This window comes from Acinetobacter sp. ANC 4862 (assembly GCF_004336635.1).
GTDB lineage: Bacteria > Pseudomonadota > Gammaproteobacteria > Pseudomonadales > Moraxellaceae > Acinetobacter.
This window is the reverse complement of record NZ_SJXH01000020.1, coordinates 21,216-43,042: the sequence shown is the minus strand read 5'-3', so window position 1 is coordinate 43,042 and position 21,827 is coordinate 21,216. Positions and strand designations below refer to the sequence as shown.

21 protein-coding genes are annotated in these 21,827 nt (G+C 40.7%); 13 read left to right on the top strand and 8 right to left on the bottom strand.

Annotated elements, in window-relative coordinates; all coding sequences use genetic code 11:
- The first annotated feature begins 353 nt into the window (after positions 1-353).
- The 7 genes from E0409_RS09940 to E0409_RS09910 all read left to right on the top strand — a co-directional run bounded on the left by E0409_RS09940 (position 354) and on the right by E0409_RS09910 (position 8,824).
- The gene (locus tag E0409_RS09940; protein WP_131290314.1) at positions 354-2,423 is read left to right on the top strand and encodes a bifunctional diguanylate cyclase/phosphodiesterase; all 2,070 of its coding nucleotides are present in this window, start codon (positions 354-356) and stop codon (positions 2,421-2,423) included.
- Positions 2,424-2,547: 124 nt separating this feature from the next.
- Positions 2,548-4,140, top strand: coding sequence for a peptide chain release factor 3 (locus tag E0409_RS09935; RefSeq protein WP_131290311.1), 1,593 nt, complete (start codon positions 2,548-2,550; stop codon positions 4,138-4,140).
- 114 nt (positions 4,141-4,254) lie between these two features.
- A complete protein-coding gene (locus E0409_RS09930; RefSeq protein WP_131290308.1) occupies positions 4,255-5,079 on the top strand; it encodes a hypothetical protein in 825 nt (274 codons plus the stop codon).
- Positions 5,080-5,146: 67 nt separating this feature from the next.
- Complete coding sequence (locus tag E0409_RS09925) at positions 5,147-6,124, top strand: RsiV family protein (protein WP_131290305.1); 978 nt, start codon at positions 5,147-5,149, stop codon at positions 6,122-6,124.
- The gene (locus E0409_RS09920) at positions 6,124-6,945 is read left to right on the top strand and encodes a TatD family hydrolase (RefSeq protein ID WP_131290302.1); all 822 of its coding nucleotides are present in this window, start codon (positions 6,124-6,126) and stop codon (positions 6,943-6,945) included. The genes E0409_RS09925 and E0409_RS09920 overlap by 1 nt, the downstream gene beginning before the upstream one ends.
- 176 nt (positions 6,946-7,121) lie before the next feature.
- On the top strand, positions 7,122-7,856 hold the full coding sequence (locus E0409_RS09915) for a Bax inhibitor-1/YccA family protein (protein WP_131290299.1): 735 nt from the start codon (positions 7,122-7,124) through the stop codon (positions 7,854-7,856).
- 161 nt (positions 7,857-8,017) lie between these two features.
- Positions 8,018-8,824: an enoyl-ACP reductase FabI gene (locus tag E0409_RS09910; RefSeq protein ID WP_131290296.1), complete on the top strand. Its 807-nt coding sequence runs from the start codon at positions 8,018-8,020 to the stop codon at positions 8,822-8,824.
- 147 nt (positions 8,825-8,971) lie between these two features.
- Here E0409_RS09910 and secB read toward each other — a convergent pair whose 3' ends face one another.
- The 4 genes from secB to rsgA form a co-directional block, all read right to left on the bottom strand.
- Entirely contained in the window at positions 8,972-9,427 is a 456-nt protein-coding gene (gene secB / locus E0409_RS09905) for a protein-export chaperone SecB (protein ID WP_131290293.1), read from the bottom strand.
- A 38-nt stretch (positions 9,428-9,465) separates the two neighbouring features.
- The gene (gene grxC, locus E0409_RS09900) at positions 9,466-9,720 is read right to left on the bottom strand and encodes a glutaredoxin 3 (protein WP_086175788.1); all 255 of its coding nucleotides are present in this window, start codon (positions 9,718-9,720) and stop codon (positions 9,466-9,468) included.
- A 22-nt stretch (positions 9,721-9,742) separates the two neighbouring features.
- A complete protein-coding gene (locus E0409_RS09895) occupies positions 9,743-10,150 on the bottom strand; it encodes a rhodanese-like domain-containing protein (RefSeq protein WP_131290290.1) in 408 nt (135 codons plus the stop codon).
- Positions 10,151-10,243: 93 nt separating this feature from the next.
- Positions 10,244-11,302 carry a small ribosomal subunit biogenesis GTPase RsgA gene (gene rsgA, locus E0409_RS09890; RefSeq protein WP_131290287.1) on the bottom strand — a complete coding sequence of 353 codons (1,059 nt, stop codon included), beginning with the start codon at positions 11,300-11,302 and terminating at the stop codon, positions 10,244-10,246.
- Between the two features lie 125 nt (positions 11,303-11,427).
- On the opposite strand from rsgA, the gene orn reads away from it, so the two are divergent.
- The 3 genes from orn to E0409_RS09875 all read left to right on the top strand — a co-directional run bounded on the left by orn (position 11,428) and on the right by E0409_RS09875 (position 13,849).
- The gene (gene orn / locus E0409_RS09885; RefSeq protein ID WP_131290284.1) at positions 11,428-11,985 is read left to right on the top strand and encodes an oligoribonuclease; all 558 of its coding nucleotides are present in this window, start codon (positions 11,428-11,430) and stop codon (positions 11,983-11,985) included.
- 166 nt (positions 11,986-12,151) lie between these two features.
- Positions 12,152-12,937, top strand: coding sequence for a tRNA threonylcarbamoyladenosine dehydratase (locus tag E0409_RS09880; RefSeq protein ID WP_131290281.1), 786 nt, complete (start codon positions 12,152-12,154; stop codon positions 12,935-12,937).
- Positions 12,938-13,339: 402 nt separating this feature from the next.
- Positions 13,340-13,849 (top strand): pyridoxamine 5'-phosphate oxidase family protein, encoded by a 510-nt coding sequence (locus tag E0409_RS09875; RefSeq protein WP_131290279.1) that lies wholly within the window; start codon positions 13,340-13,342, stop codon positions 13,847-13,849.
- 127 nt (positions 13,850-13,976) lie between these two features.
- On the opposite strand, the gene E0409_RS09870 is transcribed toward E0409_RS09875, so the two are convergent.
- Entirely contained in the window at positions 13,977-15,020 is a 1,044-nt protein-coding gene (locus tag E0409_RS09870; RefSeq protein ID WP_131290276.1) for a hypothetical protein, read from the bottom strand.
- Positions 15,021-15,176: 156 nt separating this feature from the next.
- Here E0409_RS09870 and pheS point away from each other — a divergent pair, with 156 nt between their 5' ends.
- The 3 genes from pheS to E0409_RS09855 all read left to right on the top strand — a co-directional run bounded on the left by pheS (position 15,177) and on the right by E0409_RS09855 (position 18,962).
- Entirely contained in the window at positions 15,177-16,157 is a 981-nt protein-coding gene (pheS, locus tag E0409_RS09865) for a phenylalanine--tRNA ligase subunit alpha (RefSeq protein ID WP_086175782.1), read from the top strand.
- A gap of 130 nt (positions 16,158-16,287) precedes the next feature.
- The gene (gene pheT, locus E0409_RS09860) at positions 16,288-18,669 is read left to right on the top strand and encodes a phenylalanine--tRNA ligase subunit beta (protein WP_131290273.1); all 2,382 of its coding nucleotides are present in this window, start codon (positions 16,288-16,290) and stop codon (positions 18,667-18,669) included.
- Positions 18,666-18,962: an integration host factor subunit alpha gene (locus tag E0409_RS09855; protein WP_004649746.1), complete on the top strand. Its 297-nt coding sequence runs from the start codon at positions 18,666-18,668 to the stop codon at positions 18,960-18,962. The genes pheT and E0409_RS09855 overlap by 4 nt, the downstream gene beginning before the upstream one ends.
- A gap of 190 nt (positions 18,963-19,152) precedes the next feature.
- On the opposite strand, the gene E0409_RS09850 is transcribed toward E0409_RS09855, so the two are convergent.
- From E0409_RS09850 to trxA, 3 genes are all read right to left on the bottom strand, one after another.
- Positions 19,153-19,413, bottom strand: a complete 261-nt coding sequence (locus E0409_RS09850) for a hypothetical protein (protein WP_131290270.1) — start codon at positions 19,411-19,413, stop codon at positions 19,153-19,155.
- A gap of 420 nt (positions 19,414-19,833) precedes the next feature.
- On the bottom strand, positions 19,834-21,102 hold the full coding sequence (gene rho, locus E0409_RS09845) for a transcription termination factor Rho (protein WP_131290267.1): 1,269 nt from the start codon (positions 21,100-21,102) through the stop codon (positions 19,834-19,836).
- Positions 21,103-21,431: 329 nt separating this feature from the next.
- Positions 21,432-21,758, bottom strand: coding sequence for a thioredoxin (gene trxA / locus E0409_RS09840; protein ID WP_086175779.1), 327 nt, complete (start codon positions 21,756-21,758; stop codon positions 21,432-21,434).
- Between the last annotated feature and the right edge of the window lie 69 nt (positions 21,759-21,827).

The window sequence follows — 21,827 nt, the reverse complement described above, 5'->3', positions numbered from 1 at the left end:
AGGCAACAAGATGTAATGTATCCGATTGGATTTTTGCTTGTCATTGGCCGCCAGATTTTTTACCAGCACTGAGTTCTATGGGAAAATATGGAATGCCTTGAACCACAGGAAATATGAACAGTGTGGGGATAATGATCAAAAGTTTGATCTATCTTTAATTAATTAAATAAATAAATTAGTAAAAAAATGAATAGAGTAATAATCACTTGACCAAAATAGAATAGTATTAGATGCTTGTTTTAATTGATTGTTTTTATAAGTACTCTTTAATGAACGAAAAACTTTTGTGAAAGGATAAATGGTATTAATAACGTGGATTAAAACAAGAAAGATAACCTATATGGAAGCTTAATATGGCTCATATAAATTATGATCTTAGCCTCGTGGTAGGTTCAATTATTGTTGCTGTTTTGGCCTGTTATTTTGCAGTGTCGATTGAACAATCATTATTCCGTGGCTTAGGTCAGAAATATGAAAAAATTCTTCTTGTTATAAGTGGTTGCATGTTGGGTGCTGCAATTTGGTGTATGCACTTTATGGGTATGCTCGCCTGTGATTTACCTGCTGAGTACTCTTTTGACTACGGCCTTACTTTCCTTTCTTATGTGATCGCGTTTATCGCATCTACCTTTGCGGTTTGGCTAACCACCCGAGCAACCTTACCATTTTTACGTCTTGTTTTAGGCGCGATCCTGATGGGCTTGGGCATCGCAGGGATGCACTATACCGGGATGATGGGTTTGATCGTTGATCAACATCAAATTTATTATGATCCACACTTAACCATTTGTTCAGTCTTGATTGCCATTATTGGTTCTGGTTTAACGTTTTGGCTGACCTTTAAATATAAAAAGGCAGTACCTAAATTGCCGCATATTAAAACCTCTATTGTTTTCATGATGGCACTCACCATTGTGGGTATGCACTATACGGGTATGGCCTCTGCCGCTTTTTATGCGATTGATGCGAATCCACTGGTTTCAAATGATAAAACTGGACAAGGGTTAATTTTATTTAGCGTAATCTTTGTAAGCAGTTTAATCCTGGTTGCTGCATTTACCGTAGCTTTATTAGAACTACGCTTGGAAGCGCGCAATAAACAGCTTTCTAAAGCCAATCGTGAGCTTGCCAACCAAGCCGTCCAAGATAATTTAACCAAGTTGCCGAATCGCTTATTCCTGGCTGAATATTCACATTTGCTATTTACTGAGCATCGTTATCGAGATGATAAAATTGCGTTTCTTTATATTGATTTAGATCGCTTTAAGGCAGTAAATGATGTATTTGGTCATCATGTAGGTGATCAATTGCTAGTGCAACTCGCTACACGCATTCAGCGCATACTCACAGAAAAGGAAAAACTTCTTCGTATCGGTAGCGATGAATTTTTGATGGTCCTTGAAAGAGCAAGCATTGAACAGGCGATCGAAAAGTCAGAAAAAGTATTGCGGCTGATCCAGGACAGTTTCTTGATTGCCGGCAAAGAAATTAATATTTCCAGTAGTATCGGCATAGCGATGTATCCAAATCATGGAAATAATTTACAAGATTTGCTGATTAATGCCGATGCTGCAATGTTGATGTCTAAATATCAGGGCAGAAATACCTATTCGGTGTTTAATTACAGTGTTGATCAACAAGAAACCAAAAGCCAGACCAAGTTGATCAATGATTTGTACAAAGCGGTTGAAGAGCAACAGTTTATTCTATTTTACCAACCCAAATTTACCACCAACAGCCATGAAGTTTGTGGTGTGGAAGCACTGATCCGCTGGAATCATCCCAGCTTGGGACTGTTGACCCCGAATATGTTTATCGATGGTGCTGAAAAAACCGGACTCATTATTCAAATGGGCTATTGGGCACTCGAGCAAGCGTGCAAGCAGATTCAGATTTGGGAACAAAATGATTCAAATTATTTCCCGCTCGCCGTGAATTTATCGGCGGTACAGTTTGAACATAAGCATTTGTTTTCAACCCTTGAGCGCTTATTCGATAAATATCAAATTCATCCCAATCATTTAGCCATTGAAATTACTGAATCTACCGCGATGCATCATATTGATGCCAGTATTCGCAGTTTTGAGCGCCTGCGTCAGATGGGCATCAAGCTGGCGATTGATGACTTTGGAACCGGACATTCCAGTTTCTTGTATTTAAAGAATTTACCTGTAGATGAATTGAAAATAGATCGAGAGTTTATTCGTGATCTGTGCATGGGTTCAAAAGATGAAATTATTTTGGAAAGTATTATCCAGTTAGCGATTAAATTAGGTTTGGTAGTCACAGCAGAAGGGGTGGAAACGCCAGCGCAGGCAGACATTTTGACCCGTTTAGGTTGCCAGCAATTGCAAGGATATCTGTTAGGAATGCCGGTGAATGTTGATCGATTGGAAGAGAGCAGATACGCGCTGCCTATTTAAGCTTGCTGAGCTTTGAACAAGTTTAGTTCATTTCAAAAGTTTGATGATCTGCTACAATATCGCCAAATTTTTATATTGATCAGTTCTGATCTTTTACACTGCCATTCTGCAGTAGGTATCTTTCATGAGTTTTAAAGACGAATTAGCGGCACAGGTCGCGAAGCGACGGACGTTCGCGATTATTTCCCACCCCGATGCTGGTAAAACCACCATGACAGAAAAACTGTTGTTATGGGGTAAAGCGATTCAGGTTGCTGGGATGGTCAAAAGCCGTAAGTCAGACCGTGCTGCAACTTCTGACTGGATGGAAATGGAAAAAGAACGTGGTATTTCCATCACCACATCAGTTATGCAGTTTCCTTATAAAAAGCATGTAATTAACTTACTTGACACCCCGGGACATGAAGACTTCTCGGAAGATACTTACCGTACTTTAACTGCGGTTGACTCTGCACTTATGGTGATTGACGGTGCAAAAGGGGTCGAAGAACGTACCATTAAATTGATGGAAGTGTGTCGTATGCGCGACACGCCAATCATTTCTTTCGTCAACAAAATGGATCGTGAAATCCGTGAGCCGTTAGAATTGCTTGACGAAATTGAAAACGTGTTAAAAATCCGTTGTGTGCCACTGACCTGGCCAATGGGTACAGGACGTGATTTCGCCGGTGTTTATAATCTTTTAGAAGAAAAATTTTACGTCTACAAAGCCGGTTTTGGTTCAACCATTACCGACATTGAAATCCGTGAGGGGTATGATTATCCAGACTTGCGTGAAAAAGTCGGTGATCTTGCTTTTGCTGCTTTTGAAGAATCTTTGGAACTGGTGCAAATGGCCAATGATCCGATTGATCGTGAGCTATTTTTGCAAGGTAAACAAACCCCAGTCTTGTTTGGTACCGCTTTAGGTAACTTTGCTGTGGATCATGTTTTGGATGCTTTCATTAAGTGGGCACCTGAACCTAAGGCGCATCCAACCAAAGAACGTACTGTAGAAGCGACTGAAGAAGGTTTCACCGGCTTTGTATTTAAAATTCAGGCCAATATGGATCCGAAACATCGTGACCGTATTGCATTCATGCGAATCTGCTCAGGTAAGTATGAGAAAGGTTTAAAAATGAATCATGTCCGTCTGGGTAAAGATGTACGGATTAGTGATGCATTAACTTTCTTGGCGGGTGAACGTGAACAGCTAGAAGAAGCGTGGCCAGGTGACATCATTGGTTTGCATAACCACGGTACCATTCAAATTGGTGATGCTTTTTCATCGGGTGAAAATATTCACTTCACCGGTATTCCACATTTTGCACCAGAAATGTTCCGCCGTGTACGTCTTAAAGATCCGCTTAAATCAAAACAACTGCAAAAAGGTTTGAAAGAGCTTTCTGAAGAGGGCGCGACTCAGGTCTTTATGCCGCAAATCAATAATGATTTGATTGTCGGGGCAGTCGGTGTACTTCAGTTTGAAGTGGTGGCGTACCGCTTGAAAGAAGAATACAAGGTTGATTGTGTTTATGAGCCTGTAAACATTAATACCGTACGTTGGGTTTCATGTGATGATGAAAAGAAATTCAACGAATTTAAGAAAAAGGCGCATGACCAGCTTTCGATTGATGGTGGCGGTCATTTGACTTACCTTGCGCCAAGTCGTGTGAACTTGCAACTCATGCAAGAGCGTTATCCGGATATTCAATTCCGTGCTACACGCGAACACTAAACATAACGAAAAATAAAACAGCTTCTTTATGAAGCTGTTTTATTTTTATTATGTAAAATCATTTATATAGATACATTTATATAGATCAGTCACTTTAGAAAAAGAGTTGTAAGCATGAACGGGAAAATAGTGGGTGCATCAGTGATCGCCATTGGTTTGATACTCAGTGCCTGCGATGCTTCAAAAAAAGAACAACCAGACCCATCACATGAAAAGTCTGAAACTTCTGTATTCAAAACCGAAAATGCAGAAGTTTTGCCATATTTAAATATTCAAGAACAAGATGCAAAAATTGCTTTGCCCTTTTGTGAAACCAAAAATTGTATCGATCTGAGTATTCAAACGGTCCATACCGAAGATGCCTGGTTAAATGACTGGATTGCGAAAAGCCAGGCGCTGGTGATTCAAGATCAAATCGGCATGAAACAAAATATGAGCCTGCAACAAGCTATCGATGCGTATGTGAAAAAGTCGGATGCATGGCAAGCTGAATTTTCCAAAAATAAAGCTTATGAGCTGTCGATGTATACCCGAATTGCCTATCAGCGTAATCAATATGTGTTGATGCAATTAGGCGTAGATACCAATCAAGAAGGCATTAAGGTTAAGGAACGTTATTACTTCTTTGTGGCCGATCGTAAAAAACAGAAAGCGGTCACTTTATTGGATGTGATTGAACCGAAACAGCAAAACAGTATGAATAGCCTTGTGCAGCAGGCTTATCAAAAATGGTTAAAGGAACAAGCGGCTGAAGTGAAGCAGAAGGCGCCGAAAAAACTGTATTGGGGACAAGCCGACTGGTTCTTTGATCAGGAAGGCATTGGTGTACATTATCGTACCCATGAAATTGTGCAGGATGGAGCACAACTGGATATTTATTTAACCCAACAACAAACGCAACAGTTATTGAAAGTTGATGTTTATCAGCATATGTTCTAGTTATCTATTTTAAATACAGACATCTAACAGAAGTCAATTTACCCGATTAAAGTTATAGGTCAGCCTCATGTTAAAAAATAAAACAATATTTACCATCAGTATTCTTGCATCAGCGATTGCATTGAGTGCATGCCAGCCTAAACAGACCGAACCTAAACAGGATCAAACGCCGGCATCTGAAGCGGCTCAAGCTAAAGTATTAAAATTGGCAGGGGATTCTGAAAAGTTAACTTTAGATTTGCCTGAATGTGATGGCAATAGTTGTCCTGAAATTTCGATAGAACGTCTTTCCAGTAACCAGGCCTTTATTGATGAATTTATTGACCAGCAAATTTTAAAACAGCTGGATCATATTTTAGATATTTCACCGAAGTTGGCAAAAGAAAATCAACAGACAACAACAGCAGAAAATTCGAAAGATTCAAAAGCTCAGGATCAAGCTGCTGAACAGGCCGCATCAGTAGCGATTGAAACGCCCAAGCAAAAACTGGAACAACAAGTTGCACCTTATTTAGTGAATTTCTTGTCCTTGGATAAGGAATTGAAGGCGTTAAGCGCCAATCATCAAATTAGTTTAATGATCAAGCCGAAAATCCTAAAAGCAGATTTGCCTTTAGCGACTGTGGTTTTGAATTCGAGTAGTTATTTGGGGGGGGTACATGGTTCAGCATCACAGCGCTACTATAACTTTGACTTGGAAAAGAAAAAACAGGTTGAACTGAATGATATTCTGGCGCCAAATCAAAAAGCCGCTTTGGAAAAGAAAGCCCATGAAGTGTTTAAAACTTGGGTGATTGAATCCAAGTTGGCGAATAGCGTTGATGAATATGAACAGGCATGGAAATTTATCTTATCGGATAATTTCTATTTATCCAGCCAAGGTTTGATTTTGCAATATGGCGAATATGAAATTGGCCCTTATGTGGTGGGATTGCCACGTTTGACCATTCCTTATGATCAATTGCAAACAGTGCTGAAGAAACAGTATTTACCTCAGGTTGAAGCGCCGGCAAGTACAGCTACGGCAAATAAAGCCAAATTTTAATGCCTTATCCACTGTTTGATACCCATACCCATTTTGATGTTCCCGATTTTGATCATGATCGGGAGCAACTGGCGCATGCTGCAAAAGCAGTGGGGGTGGAACGGTTAATTCTTATTGGTTTTGTGCAATCCCGCTTTAACGATTTAGTTCAAAGTCAGCATTTTTTAAATCAATTACCCGATGCCCCAAAAAGCTATTTAGCTCCGGGTCTGCATCCGGTTTATATCGAACAGCATCAAGCATCTCACCTTGCAGATTTAGAGCAACTTTTAAAAACTGAAGCATGCGTGGCGATTGGTGAAATTGGTTTGGATACCTTTTTAAAACAGCACAAGCAAGCAGACGCTTTTCAAAAGCAACAAGATTTTTTCTCTGCGCAACTTGAATTGGCGCGACAATTTGATAAGCCTGTGTTATTGCATATTCGTAAATCGCATGCTGAAACCTTATCTATCTTGAAGCAGCATCAATTTAAATTGGGCGGTATTGCGCATGCCTTTAGCGGTGGAATAGAAGAAGCCAAGGCCTTTATTAAACTGGGTTTTAAAATTGGGGTCACCGGACAAATTACCAATCCCAATGCCAAGAAACTACATGCGGTGGTTCAGGCCATTGGGGCAGACCATCTGGTCTTGGAAACTGATTGTCCAGATATGACACCTTTATGTTGTCAAAGCTCAACCGAGCAGCGAACCCGCAATACCCCGGTCAATTTGCCTTATGTTTTAGCCGGATTGGCACAATCTCTTCATCTTGCACCAGATATTCTTGCCCTACAATTATGGCAAAACTCGCTCAATGCTTTACAGCTTGATGCTTAAAAAACGTTATGAAATAACCTTTTATCTATAAATATTCGTATTTGATTACAGAGTTTGCTATGAATATATTTTGTTGGCTCATCCTGTTTTTATGGAATATTGAAAAGATCCATTTTCTCTGGTTAAAACCTGTCTATACTATTTTAAAAATCTAAATCAAAAATAATGAGTGAATTATGCAAAGTAATAACCCCATTTTAACCCGGGTGGAAACCCACAGTGATTATAACCAAACCATGACTGTGCAAGGCGCGATTCAAAAATCTGTGTTATTGACAGTCATTGCTGCTGCAGTAGGTTTGTCTCTGTTTTTTTATGGCTTCATTACCTTAAATTTATCATTGGCCTATGCGGGTGCAATGGTCGGTGCGGTCGGTGGATTGATCTTGGCACTCATCGCTACATTTAAGCCGAATACAGCACCGGTATTGGCGATTCCTTATGCCTTATTTGAAGGTGCCTTTTTAGGTGGAATTTCAGTGATATTCCAGGTGAAATTTCCGGGCGTCCCTTTACAGGCGTTACTGGCAACCTTTATTACCACCTTGGTGATGTTTGCCTTGTATCGCTTTCAAATTATTCGTGCCACAGAAAAATTTAAAGCCGTGGTTTTGTCAGCCTCTATTGCGATCGCAATTGTCTTTGTGGTGCAAATTGTCATGCGTCTGGTATTCGGTTCGAGTATTCCTTACATCTTTGAAAGCAATTGGCTCGGTATCGGCTTTGCTGCATTTGTTGCTGTAATTGCTTCTTTAAACCTGATTCTCGACTTTGACCTGATTGAATCATCAGCTGCACAATACGCCCCGAAAGCGATGGAATGGTTGTGTGGTATTGCCTTATTAGCGACTTTGGTCTGGATGTATTATTCATTCCTGCGTTTGCTCAGTTTATTACAAGGCGATGATTAATCATCTTACAAGTAAAATGCATCTAAATAAAAATGCTCCCAGATCGTGGGGGTATTTTTTTATGACTTTTACAGAACAGGGTAAAAAAAGGCGCATTATGCAATTTCGCAAATGCTCCAGACTTGGCATTATGCTTGTAAATTATTTTGAGTGAGATTCACATGGCACAAGGACTATTGGCGGGTAAGCGCTTTTTAATCGCAGGTGTTGCAAGTAAGTTATCAATTGCATTTGGTATTGCTCAAGCTTTACACCGTGAAGGTGCTGAATTGGCATTTACCTATCCGAATGAAAAATTAAAAAAACGTGTTGATGACTTTGCTGAACAATTTGGTTCAACGCTAGTTTTCCCTTGTGACGTGGCAGTTGATGCTGAAATTGACCAGGCTTTTGCAGATTTGGCAAAACATTGGGATGGTCTGGATGGCGTGGTTCATTCAATCGGTTTCGCACCAGCGCATACTTTGGATGGTGACTTTACCGATGTTACCGACCGTGAAGGTTTTAACATTGCCCACGACATTAGTGCATACAGTTTTGTTGCAATGGCACGTGCTGCGAAACCTTTACTCAAAGTTCGTCAAGGTTGCTTGCTGACGTTGACTTACCAAGGTTCTGAACGTGTGATGCCAAACTACAATGTGATGGGTATGGCTAAAGCCTCATTGGAAGCAGGCGTACGTTATTTAGCGTCAAGCTTGGGTAGCGATGGTATTCGCGTGAATGCCATTTCAGCGGGTCCAATCCGTACACTGGCTGCATCAGGCATTAAATCTTTCCGTAAAATGTTAGATTTAAATGAAAAAGTTGCGCCACTTAAACGTAATGTCACAATTGAAGAAGTGGGTAATGCCGCATTATTCCTTTGCTCACCTTGGGCAAATGGTATTACTGGCGAAATTATGTATGTTGATGCTGGCTTCAATACAGTCGGTATGAGCGCAGATTTAATGATGGATGGTGAATAAATTCATCTAAAAGCTCCTCCCTTTTTTAAAGGGAGGTTGGGAGGGATTCTGTAATCTCCCCAACCCCTCTTTATCAAAGAGGGGAATAAATGGAAAATAAAAAAGACCGCATATGCGGTCTTTTTTATATCAGGTGGGCTTAAATGATTAAGCCTGACCTTCAGCAGCGGCAACTTGAGCACGTTGCATATTCGCTTCGAATTCAGCATCGAAGTTAATTGGGGTAAGCAGCAATTGTGGGAAGCTTCCTTTAGTTACCATGTCATTTACCGCTTCGCGTAAGAATGGGAACAAAATATTTGGGCAATATGCACCCAAAATATAAGGAAGGCGTTCTTCTTCAACGCTATCAACTAAGAAGATTCCAGATTGTGTTACATCAACGATAAATGCGGTTTCACCTGCGTTATTCGCTTGAACAACAACCTGTAATGAAACTTCATAATGTGTCGCATCAATTTTTTCTGCAGAAGAAGACAGATTGATATTTAATTCAGGCTGCCATTCTTTGGTAAATACTTGAGCCCCAGGTACTTCAAAAGAAATATCTTTAGTATAAATACGTTCAAGTGCTAATTGTGCTTGAGCTTGTTGTTCACTCATTTTTTAATCCTTAATATGAGGGTGACTTAATGAAAGTATTAAGCCAATAATTCGTTGAGTTTTCCTTCACGCTCTAAAGCATAAAGTTGATCAAAACCACCGATAAATTGGTCGTTAATAAAAATTTGTGGAACAGTACGGTGATTGGTGCGTTGCATCAGTTCAACACGTACTTCAGGCGCTTCGTTAGATAAATTAATTTCTTTATATGCAACGCCTTTACGCTCAAGAAGTTGTTTTGCGCGAACGCAGTAAGGGCATACAGTCGTTGAATAAATAGTTACTTCAGCCATTAAAATAATCTCCTTAAGCGAATTACTTGCTTTTAATCAGTGGTAAGCCTTGGACTTTCCAGTTGTTGATACCGCCGTCTAAACGGTAGCTATCAGCATGACCGACCTGTTGCAAAGCTGTACCTGCGATTTGACCGAGGTTACAAATAAACACCAGTGGACGATCCGAAGATTTTAACTCTTCAAGATGGCTTGTAATTTGGCTATACGGAATGTTGCGGCTACCGCTGATATGACCTTCACGGAAGTCTTTGGCATCACGTAAATCAATCAGCATGGCATTTTTAGCTTTGACTAAAATACCCAAAGATTGTGGTGAAATCTTACGACCATGGCGTTGTCCTTCTAAAACGAAGAACAAAACAATGAGAACCCCAAGTGTTCCAAACAAGAAGGGGTGATTCCCCATAAATTCCAACCAACGTTCCACAAGTCACCTAAGTACAATTTTAAATTGCGTAGAGTATAGCTCATAAATATGGCGATCAAAATCACCGCTTCAAGGGCTAAGGGTTAAGAAAAACTAATTTTTTTGCTGAGCTTCAGCAATTTCATCGGTTAAACGTAAATAACTGTCTAAACGACGCTGCAAAATTTCACCCGATTGCGCTGCTTGACGCAAAGCACATTGTTTTTCGTGTTTATGGGTACAGTTACGGAACTGGCAATGTCCAAGCAGATTTTCAATTTCAGGAAAACCTTGCTGAACTTTGTCCGGGTTTAGATGCCATAAGCCAAATTCGCGAATTCCCGGCGAGTCAATCAGTGCTGCACCTTCACCAAACGCAATTAAACGTGTAGAAGTGGTGGTGTGCTGACCCAGTGCCGAGTTTTCCGAAATGATATTGGTCTTTTGTGCTGCATCAGGAACCATGGCATTAATCAGCGAGCTTTTTCCGACACCGGACTGTCCCACAAAAGCCACAGTTTCACCGGCCAAACGATTGGCCAGTTCAGTTAAATCACCACCAGATTGTGTTTGAATGATTTCATAACCTAGTGCCTGATACTCTTGCATAAGGGTCAAGATCGGATCATTTTCTTTAATCAAATCAGATTTATTCAGCACTAAAAGTGCAGGAATTTCTGCATCGGCACACGCCACGATATAACGGTCGATTAAGCTGGGAGCGACTTCGGGAAAGGATGCAAACACAATCACAATCAAGCTGACGTTAGCGGCGACCGGCTTAACTTTATGGTAGCGGTCAGGACGGGTCAGCAGGGATTGACGTGGATGAATCGCAGTAATGATGCCGAGCCCAGTATTTGGATCAGCTTGCCATTTCACTCGGTCACCGGTGACCAAGGCTTCTAAATTGGTACGTGTATGACAGCGCCAGACACTGCCGAGTTCAATCGGCTTCCAAAAAGGTTCTGGTTCACCTGCGAGTACTTCAGGTTTGATCGGATGCTCATCAGGCGTTGATAGGGCTTGAACCTCAAGTTGACGACCATAGTGCTGTACCACCAAGCCTTCTAAATCACTTGAAGTGTCGAGTTCTTCTTGACGTGTTTGATGTTGTTTCTGAATGCGACGTTGCTGCTGTTCAGTTAAACGACGTTTACGAATTAAAGCCATTCATATCCTAAAAAAACCATGAACTAAGGATGTCAAAAATAGCATGAAGCGGGGTGCGAGTTACAGCCAAGATGCAATAAATTTGCTACTATAGCCGTTTTTAAGCCTAATAAGATTGCACATTTATGAGCAGCACTCCTGATACTCGCCTCATTTGGATTGACCTTGAAATGACAGGTCTAGATACAGATAACGACCAAATTATTGAAGTTGCAACAATTGTGACAGACGATAACCTCAATATTTTGGCGGAAGGCCCTGTGCTTGCTGTGCATCAGTCAGATCGCGTACTCAATGCGATGGATGAATGGAATACCCGTCAACATGGACAATCGGGTCTGATTGAACGTGTACGCCGTAGTAAACTCACTGCACAAGATGCCGAACAACAAACCTTAGAATTCCTGAAAAAATGGGTGACGCCAAAATCATCACCAATGTGTGGTAATTCCATCTGCCAAGACCGTCGTTTCTTGCACCGTTTAATGCCAGAAATGGAACAATTCTTCCATTATCGTAATCTTGATGTATCTTCAGTAAAAGAGTTGGCGAAACGCTGGCGTCCAGAAATTATGAGCGGCTTGAAAAAGAATGCCTCACATTTAGCCATGGATGATATTCGTGATTCGATTGTTGAACTCAAATATTATCGTGAGTATTTCTTTATCATGAATAAAGACTGATCCTATAGAATCAATAAAAAGAGGCGCAAGCCTCTTTTTTTATCCTTAAAAATTCTCTTTATTTCATCTTTGATCAGGGCTATTGAATAGACTTAAAGATATAGATTATCGCATTGAGGCGGAATTTGATAAAATGCGCCGGTGTTTTTTAGATACCAGATGACGAATGACTGATCTTCCTGAAGATGATGAATATGAGCGCCGCTTTGCAGGTGTGGAAAAAATTTATGGAGATGAAGCTTTTCGTCAGTATGAACACAGCCATGTAATGGTGATTGGAATTGGCGGTGTCGGTTCTTGGGCAGTTGAAGCTTTGGCACGTACCGGCATTGCTGAGCTGACGATCATTGATATGGATGTGGTTGCTGCATCCAATATTAACCGTCAGTTGCCTGCCATGAGTTCAACCTTGGGACGTGAAAAAATTGAGGTGATGGCTGAGCGCTGTCATTCGATTAATCCACGTATCAAGATCAATCTGGTGGATGATTATTTAACGCCCGAGAATGTCAAAGAACTGTTAGAAAACAAACCTGATGTCGTTCTAGACTGCATTGATGATGTCAAAGCCAAATTGGCCTTAATGCTGCATTGCCGATTTAATAAAATTCCCTTGATTGTATCGGGTGGGGCAGGCGGCAAGTTGGATCCCTTAAAAATTCGTGTTGCAGATTTGTCTAAAACCGAACAGGATCCGATGCTGGCAAAATTACGCAGTCAGTTACGGGCCAAAGGGATTTGTAAAAAGCCCAAAGAGAAATTCGGCATTACCTGTGTGTATTCGATTGATAATCCATTCTCAAGTGCAGATGTATGCCCAAGTGCCGGCTTACGTTGTGGCGGTTATGGTTCAGCCGTAGTGGTGACTTCAAGTTTTGCCATGGTGGCTGTGTCAGAAGTATTGAAAAAGCTGATGCTTAAAAAAGCGAAAACAGAAGCATCAAAATCATGAGCTAAACCCGAGTCTGTTGATCTTTAAGCTGAGCATTAAATACATTTGGATGCTCCTGTTAAATTTCAGCAGACATTGCTGCTATTCATAAAAATTAAAACATTTGAAGCAGAGACATTTAACCAAGTTAAAAATAGTTCAGGTATGTGAGTAACTGTAAAATTTGTCGCTAATTATCCTTTAATCAATCTAAAGATAAATTCGACTTCTTAACTCTCTTTATAAGCAAATTCTTTTTCGTTGTTTCTTATGATCTTTAAGCCAATTTTTTATTATTCAAATGTATAAGTTGAGTAAGATGGGATATCTAAAGTGAAAAATATCACTACTCTAGAGTAAAGAAGCGAATGCATAAAATTAAATAATTTCTTATTTCTAAAGTTTAGCCTCAGGAGTAGAGCAATGACGGATAATCATAATCGCGAAAAATTATGGCAACTGATCAAGGAAGTACGATATGCCATGATCAGTCATACGACTGAAACGCAGGAATTACATTCACAACCGATGACCATGCTGAATTCCGAGAAGACTGAGAAGATAAGTGAAGGTCACAGTCTGTATTTTATCATGAGTGATAGTAATGATCTGGTGAATGCAGTCAATTCTGGGCGTAATAAAATTGGATTATCTTATGCCAAACCCGCTGACAGCATTTATGTCTCGATTAGCGCACATGCCCATATCAGCACAGATGCAACCTTGATTGATAAGATCTGGAATCCGTGGGCTGAAAACTGGTTTGAAGGCAAGGAGGATCCGAGCATACGTATTTTGGTTGCTGAAGCGGTGAGTGCGGAATATTGGAGCGTGACCGACAATAAAGTCACTCAACTTTTTAAACTGCTTAAAGGCAGTCTTACTGGTCATGCCGACGGAGTGGAAACGGATCACAAAAAACTAGACTTATAATCCGCTTAGCATTCAGCTTATTTTAAAGGCTAACAAAAACAAAAAAACAAGAAGAACATGTATAGATAAGAGACGTGTTCTTCTTTTTATAGCTATTGAGCTGAATTTTTTAGCATCTTTATAAAATTTAAAGTCCAAAATAATAAGCCAACAGACAAATCACGATGGTCAACAAAATCAGTTTAATCACCCCCGATGCACCGACTTTGTGTGAAGCAGCTGCTTTGTGGGTTTTTAAATGGGGTGATGTGGGCGGAGTGGCATGTGCACCGTCTAAAGGATTGGCAATTTCTACTTTACTCAGTTTTGCAGACTGATAATGATTGGCAACTTTGACAATAAATTTTGCTCTTAAATCATCCAGTTTTTGCGAAAAGTGACGCAGATTCAGTTGCTCTTCAGCTGTCAGTTCACTGCCATCAGCATGAAACGGATGTTGCAGTTTGTGCTGAATGTAAGTCGATAATGCTTCTAAACGATGTAAGGTGCTATGTGCATAATCGGCTTGGTATTCACTTGGCAGTAAAGGTAGATATTTACTTTCAAGCAAAGGAGAGCCATCGGCATTTTCGGTCTCAGCTTGAGGGATGCCGTAATAAGGAAAATCCCGGTTTGCGGGTTCGCTAAAGCCTTGTGCAAATTTGCTGTCAAATAATTCGTTATCGGTATAGGTCTGAATATCATCCCAATTCGGCTGTTGTAAATCGGCATCTACACGTTTTGCAAGCTTGGGATTTAACTCAAAACGCCAAAATGTTTCCTGACGGCATTGTTCCTGTTGGGGTTTAGGCGCTTCATAGTCATTGTCAGCGCTATACCATTCGGGTAATTCTTTACCAAAAATCCATGCGGTTTTTTTGTTATGTTCATGGCTGACAATAAAATGTGGAATCGCGAGTAGCTCTACATTGGCATTTGGATTTTTTTCATCAATTAAAAGACTTGAACTATGCAAGCTAACGCGGTGACTGCCTTGTTTTTTCAGGCCTTCAAGCCAGATTTGAAAATGTTGCGCCAGTAAATGTTGTGACATGAGATCACGGAAACGCAAGTTATGCTGGTTAAAAATGGAATGCTGGACCCAATGGTTAAAGTTTAAATTCTGGCTGAGATACTCATTACCATACGTTACCAAAGTCAATTGTTGTTTCCAAATTGGATCGAGTGCCATTGTTATTGATCTCATGAATAATGGCTTTATCTTATACTTTTTATAAATCTGGATGCCAATCTAATTTTCCTCTACAGGGAACTTCATCAATACGTTCAAAAACTGTTAGAATATGGGGTTTTATTATATTTTTAAATTGTTGCTTTGAGAGTTACTATGTCACTGGAAGCCCTGACCACTGAAGCGCTCGCTGCGATTGCAGCAGCTCAAGACCTTGCTACACTCGATCAAGTACGAGTGCAATTTACAGGGAAGAAAAGCCAGCTTGCGGAACAATCGAAGGCACTCGGTAAAATGGACCCTGAAGAACGTAAAGTTTTTGGGGCGAAAATTCACGCTGTACGTGAAGCCATTACGGGTGCATTAACGACACGCCAGGCGGAATTACAAAAAGCTGCACTAGAACAAAAACTTGCTAGCGAAATGATCGACATTACCTTGCCAGGTCGTGGTCAAAGCGTGGGGAGTATCCACCCGGTGACTCAAGTGCAAGAACGTATTTGCCAATTCTTTACCAAAGCGGGTTTTACGGTTGCGACAGGTCCTGAAGTTGAAGATGATTATCACAACTTTGAAGCATTGAATATTCCTGGTCATCACCCGGCACGTGCTATGCATGACACCTTCTATTTTGATGTAAATCATTTGTTGCGTACGCATACTTCAGGTGTGCAGATCCGTACCATGGAAACTCAACAACCGCCGATTCGCATTGTCTGCCCGGGCCGTGTTTATCGTTGTGACTCGGATCAAACCCATTCGCCAATGTTCCATCAAATTGAAGGTCTATACATTGCGGAAAATACCAGCTTTGCTGAACTGAAAGGTTTGTTGATTAATCTGTTAAATGAATTCTTCGAAAAAGATTTAACCGTACGTTTCCGTCCATCTTACTTCCCGTTCACTGAGCCAAGTGCCGAAGTGGACATTATGGATGAACGCGGTCGTTGGTTAGAAGTTTTAGGTTGCGGTATGGTGCATCCGAACGTACTTCAAGCAGCGGGCATCGATCCTGAAAAATATAAAGGTTTTGCTTTTGGTCTGGGTGTAGAACGCTTTGCAATGCTTCGCTACGGTGTGAATGACCTGCGTATGTTCTTCCAGAATGATGTGCGTTTCTTACGCCAATTTGCTTAAACGAATTTATTAACCTCTCCCTGACCTCTCCTAAAAGGAGAGGGGTTTTCAATATGAAACAGGGGCCTCTCTTTGAAAAATAGAGAGTTAGAGGGGATTCAAGAAATTAGATTTATAGGTTTTTATAGAAATGAAAATTAGCGAAAATTGGTTACGCACATGGATCAACCCAGCTATTGATAGTGAAAAACTATCTGATCAATTGACTATGCTTGGTCTGGAAGTGGATGAGTTGGCTCCAGCGGCTAAACCATTTACAGGTGTGGTTGTAGGTGAAGTTCTGACTGTAGAACAACATCCGGATGCAGATCGTTTACGTGTAACCACTGTAAATATTGGTTCTGGTGAGCCTTTACAGATTGTCTGCGGTGCACCAAATGTACGTGCAGGCATGAAAGCATCTGTAGCAACCATTGGTGCAGTATTGCCGGGTGATTTTAAAATCAAGAAAGGCAAGCTTCGTGGTATTGAATCACAAGGGATGCTTTGTGGTGCTTCTGAAATCGATTTAGAAGATAAAATCGATGGTTTGTTAGAGCTTCCTGCAGATGCACCTATTGGTGTCAACATCCGTGAATACTTAGACCTTGATGACAATGTCATTGATATCAGTATTACACCGAACCGTGGTGACTGTTTCAGTATCCGTGGTATTGCCCGTGAAATTGGGGTGATTAACCAATTGCCAGTGACTGCACCTGAAATAAAGGAAGTGGCTGCGACCATTTCTGATGAGAAAAAAGTTGTTGTAGATACTGAAGGTTGCCCACGTTATTTAGGCCGTGTCATTAAAAACGTCAATACCAAAGCTGCGACACCAGTATGGATGGAGCGTGCGCTTGCTCGTTCTGGTATACGTCAGCATAGTATCCTTGTCGATATTACCAACTACGTCTTAATTGAATTGGGTCAACCATTACACGCATTTGATGGCGGTAAAGTTCAAGGTTCAGTTCATGTACGCCAAGCAACAGCTGCCGAAAAATTGGTATTGTTAAACGAACAAGAAGTTGAATTGACTGAAGATGTGATGGTGATTGCAGATGATGCAAAAGCCTTGGCGATTGCCGGCATCATGGGCGGTCTATCTTCATCAGTCACCGATGAAACCACTGAAATCTTCCTGGAATCTGCTTTCTTCGCTCCTTTGCACATTGCTGGCCGTGCACGTCGTTATGGTTTACATACCGATGCATCGCAGCGTTATGAACGTGGTGTAGATTTTGAATTGCCATTAATCGCAATGAACCGTGCATCTCAATTAATTGCTGATCTTGCCGGTGGTGAGTTCGGTCCAATTACGGTTGCAGAAAAGGTTGAACTTTTACCAACACGTGATGCGATTGAACTGAATCAAGCTCAAGTGGATCAATTGCTCGGTTACAAAGTTGAATTTGACTTTATTACAGATGCCTTGCAGCGTTTAGGCTGTGTAGTCACTGTAAAAGCACAAGGCGAGTGGAGTGTTGTTCCTCCTTCACACCGTTATGACATGGCCATTTATCAAGATCTGATTGAAGAAGTGGCACGTATACACGGTTATGACAATATTCAAATCAGCCTGCCTGTGATCGATGTGAAATTAGCAAAACATCAAGATCAGTTTGAATTGCCTCAACTTCGTCAAACATTGGTGACTTTAGGTTACCAAGAAGCCATTAGCTTTAGCTTTGCCGATGCCAAACTTGAAAAGCAATTGAATCCTGCGGTTAATCCATTGATGTTGGCAAATCCGATCTCAAGCGAATTGGCTGCGATGCGTTCGACTTTGTTATCAAGTTTGATCCCATGTGTGCAGTACAATATTAACCGTCAACAAAGCCGCGTACGTTTCTTTGAACTCGGTTTACGTTTTGATTATCAGGATGCAAAAAGCATTCATGATCTGAAACAAATCCCGACTTTGGCTTTAATCGCTGTGGGTGCTAAAACCGCTGAATCTTGGCATGGTAAAGCACAGCCGATGGATTTCTTTGATCTTAAAGGTGAAGTTGAGGAAATTTTGACAGCAGGGCGTGTTAAAGTGGAATATGTACGTTCAGAGCGTAGCTGGTTACATCCTGGACAATCGGCTGAAATTCTGGTTGATGGTCAGTCGATCGGTTACCTGGGGCGCTTACATCCGTCTTTGGAAGACGAACTCGATTTGGGTATGACTTGGGTTGCTGAACTGGACCAAAAGGCTGTTTTGCAAACTTATGTATCTAATTTTACAGAATTATCACGTTTTCCATCAGTAAGACGTGATATTGCGCTTTTAATTAATGATAAGATTAATGTTAGCGAAATTCAGGGACTTATCGAAAAAACGGGTGGAGAGCTGCTAGACTCGACATGGTTATTCGATGTGTACACTGGACAAGGAGTAGAAGAAGGGAAACGCTCACTGGCATTTGCACTTCTCTGGCAGCATCCAAACCGTACACTGGAAGATGCTGAAATTAAATCAGGTATGGATAATATCCTTCAAGTGTTGGAAAACACTTACCAAGCGACATTGAGGGCTTCATGACAGCACTAACAAAAGCAGAAATGGCTGATCATTTAAGTGAGCTCACGAGTTTAAACCGTCGTGAAGCTAAACAAATGGTCGAATTGTTCTTTGATGAGATTAGCCAAGCGCTAATCTCAGGCGAGCAAGTAAAACTTTCGGGGTTCGGTAACTTTGAGTTGCGTGATAAACGTCAACGTCCAGGTCGAAACCCGAAAACGGGTGAAGAAATTCCAATTTCTGCACGCCGTGTAGTCACATTCCGTGCAGGGCAGAAATTCCGCCAGCGCGTAGGAAATGAGCAGATCGATTGATCTGCTTTTTTTATTTTAAAATTTGCGAAACTCTATCACTTGAGTGAGGGGGAGGTAGGTTGGCGGCTATGACCTGAAGTAAAGTTGTAGCTGAACATAAGATTGAATAATTTTTATTTTACTGATCTTTATTTTAGCCATAAAAAAAGAGAGCCAAAGGCTCTCTTTTTTTACTTAATAATCGTAAAGATTATTGAGCTTTAGCAGCAGAAGCAGCATCAGTTGCAACAGCAGCAGCATCAACAGCTACAGAAGCAGCAGCTTCAGCAGCAGAAGCAGGAGCAGCTTCAACAGTAGCAGCAGAAGCAGCAGCTTCAGCTTCAGAAGCAGCAGCTACAGCTTCAGAAGCAGCAGCTTCAGCAGCAGGAGCTTCTTCAGTTTTTTTAGCACAACCAACGAAAGCTAAAGTAGTAGCAACTGCAGCAGCAATAGCGATTTTTTTGAATAACATGGCATCACTCTCTAAAATATGAGATTAAAAAAAACCTATGTTAGCCTGTTGAGTGCTTTTATTCTTCCTAATATTTGTTAGGCAGTAACAATGCAAAGGCAGTCTAACTGGTCTGCAAATATGCTATCACTGCATCTTTTGAATTACTACTAGGGAGCGGGCAAAAAATGCAAAAAATGATGAGAAATGAGCAATTTATTAACAGAAAATAACAATCAAGTAGAGGGTTTATATTGGATAAGTACTAAATAACTTGCTAAAAACTATGGTTTTTTTTGTATGAATATTTTAACAATCATAAGCTTGCATAAAAGTTTACAAAGAAAAAGGTCAATTGTAGCGTTATGTAAGTGAAGTCAACCAAATAAAAAGGCTATCGTTATAGATAGCCTTTTATACATAAAATAATAATGAATCGAATTAGCTGGTTGCTTTACGTTTCATTTGATCGAAGAAATCATCATTGGTTTTGGTTTCTTTCATGCGGTCAAGCAAGAATTCCATTGCCGCCAATTCATCCATCGGGTGAAGCAGCTTACGCAGAATCCAAACTTTACGTAAGTTATCTTCACTCATGAGACGTTCTTCACGACGTGTGCCTGATTTCTTGATATTCATGGCAGGGAATACGCGTTTTTCAGAAATACGGCGATCAAGGGTAATTTCCTGGTTACCGGTACCTTTGAATTCTTCGTAGATCACGTCATCCATCTTGCTGCCTGTTTCAATTAAGGCAGTAGAAATGATTGTCAGTGAACCACCTTCTTCAATATTACGTGCTGCACCGAAGAAGCGTTTTGGACGTTCAAGTGCATGTGCATCCAAACCACCGGTAAGTACCTTGCCTGATGAAGGAATAACCGTGTTATATGCACGTGCCAAACGAGTAATTGAGTCAAGCAAAATCACCACGTCTTTCTTGTGTTCGACCAAACGTTTTGCTTTTTCGATGACCATCTCAGCGACTTGTACGTGACGAGCAGGTGCTTCATCAAATGTTGATGCCACCACTTCACCACGAACCGTACGTTCCATTTCAGTTACTTCTTCTGGGCGTTCGTCAATGAGAAGAACGATCAGGAACACTTCAGGGTTGTTACGCACAATCGACTGCGCAATATTTTGTAGCAACATTGTTTTACCGGCTTTTGGCGGTGCAACAATAATTGAACGTTGACCTTTACCAATCGGCGCAACCAAGTCCACTACACGTGCAGTTAAATCTTCCGTGGTACCGTTACCCAGTTCCATCACCAATTGTTCCGTTGGGAATAATGGGGTTAAGTTTTCGAATAGAATTTTGTTACGTGAGTTTTCAGGCGTGTCGTAGTTAATTTGATTAACTTTTAATAAAGCAAAATAGCGTTCGCCTTCTTTGGGTGGGCGAATCGTACCGGTGATGGTGTCACCTGTACGCAGGTTAAAGCGACGAATTTGAGATGGGCTGACATAAATATCATCAGGACCTGCAAGATATGAACCTGCTGCAGAGCGGAGGAAACCAAAACCATCAGATAGAATTTCTAGAACACCATCACCAAAAATCTCTTCGCCATTCATTGCATGGCGCTTTAAGATGGCAAAAATGATGTCTTGCTTACGGTTACGAGCCATTCCTTCTAGGCCCATAAACTCGGCAATCTTGATGAGTTCGCCAATCGGTTTTTTCTTGAGTTCAGTTAAATTCATAGGTGGTCAGATAGAATCAAAATTCTGGAATACAGATGAGGAAAGGGAGCAACATTCAGCCGCGTGCACGCAATAAAAGTAACGTAATTGTATTTGCACAATAACAATTCAGAGGTCTGATTCATTGTTTCGAAGAAAAAAGTGTAAAAACAATTTCTGTTGCCGAGCGGCGATCTTATGTGTTGTGTCTTGTAAGAAAATTGCGGATTGAAAATCCTTTATTCCTTGAACATGCAATATAAGAGAGAATACAAGTTTTGTCAATTTATAGACGAAAAAAATACGCTATCCGGAGATAGCGTATCAGATTAAATTGTACTGTTTTTGAATTAGATGTTTTCTTCAATAAATGCAGTCAATTTAGATTTTGGTGCTGCACCTACTTGTTGAGCGACTACTTCACCATTTTTGAACATTAATAATGCAGGAATGTTACGGATGTTGTAATTCACGGCAGTTGCTTCACAAGCAGTCACGTCAACTTTAACAACTTTAACTTTGCCTTCGAATTCTGTAGAAAGTACTTCTAATACAGGTGCAATGGCTTTACATGGTGCACACCAACCTGCCCAGAAATCGACCAGTACAGGAACGTCAGATTGTAAAACGTCAGCTTCGAAGTTTGCATCAGTTGTGTTTACGATATTGCCAGACATGGATATGCTCCAGATAAAATTTTAAGATAGTTCTATATATCTATAAGTATTACATAGCCTCGTTTAACT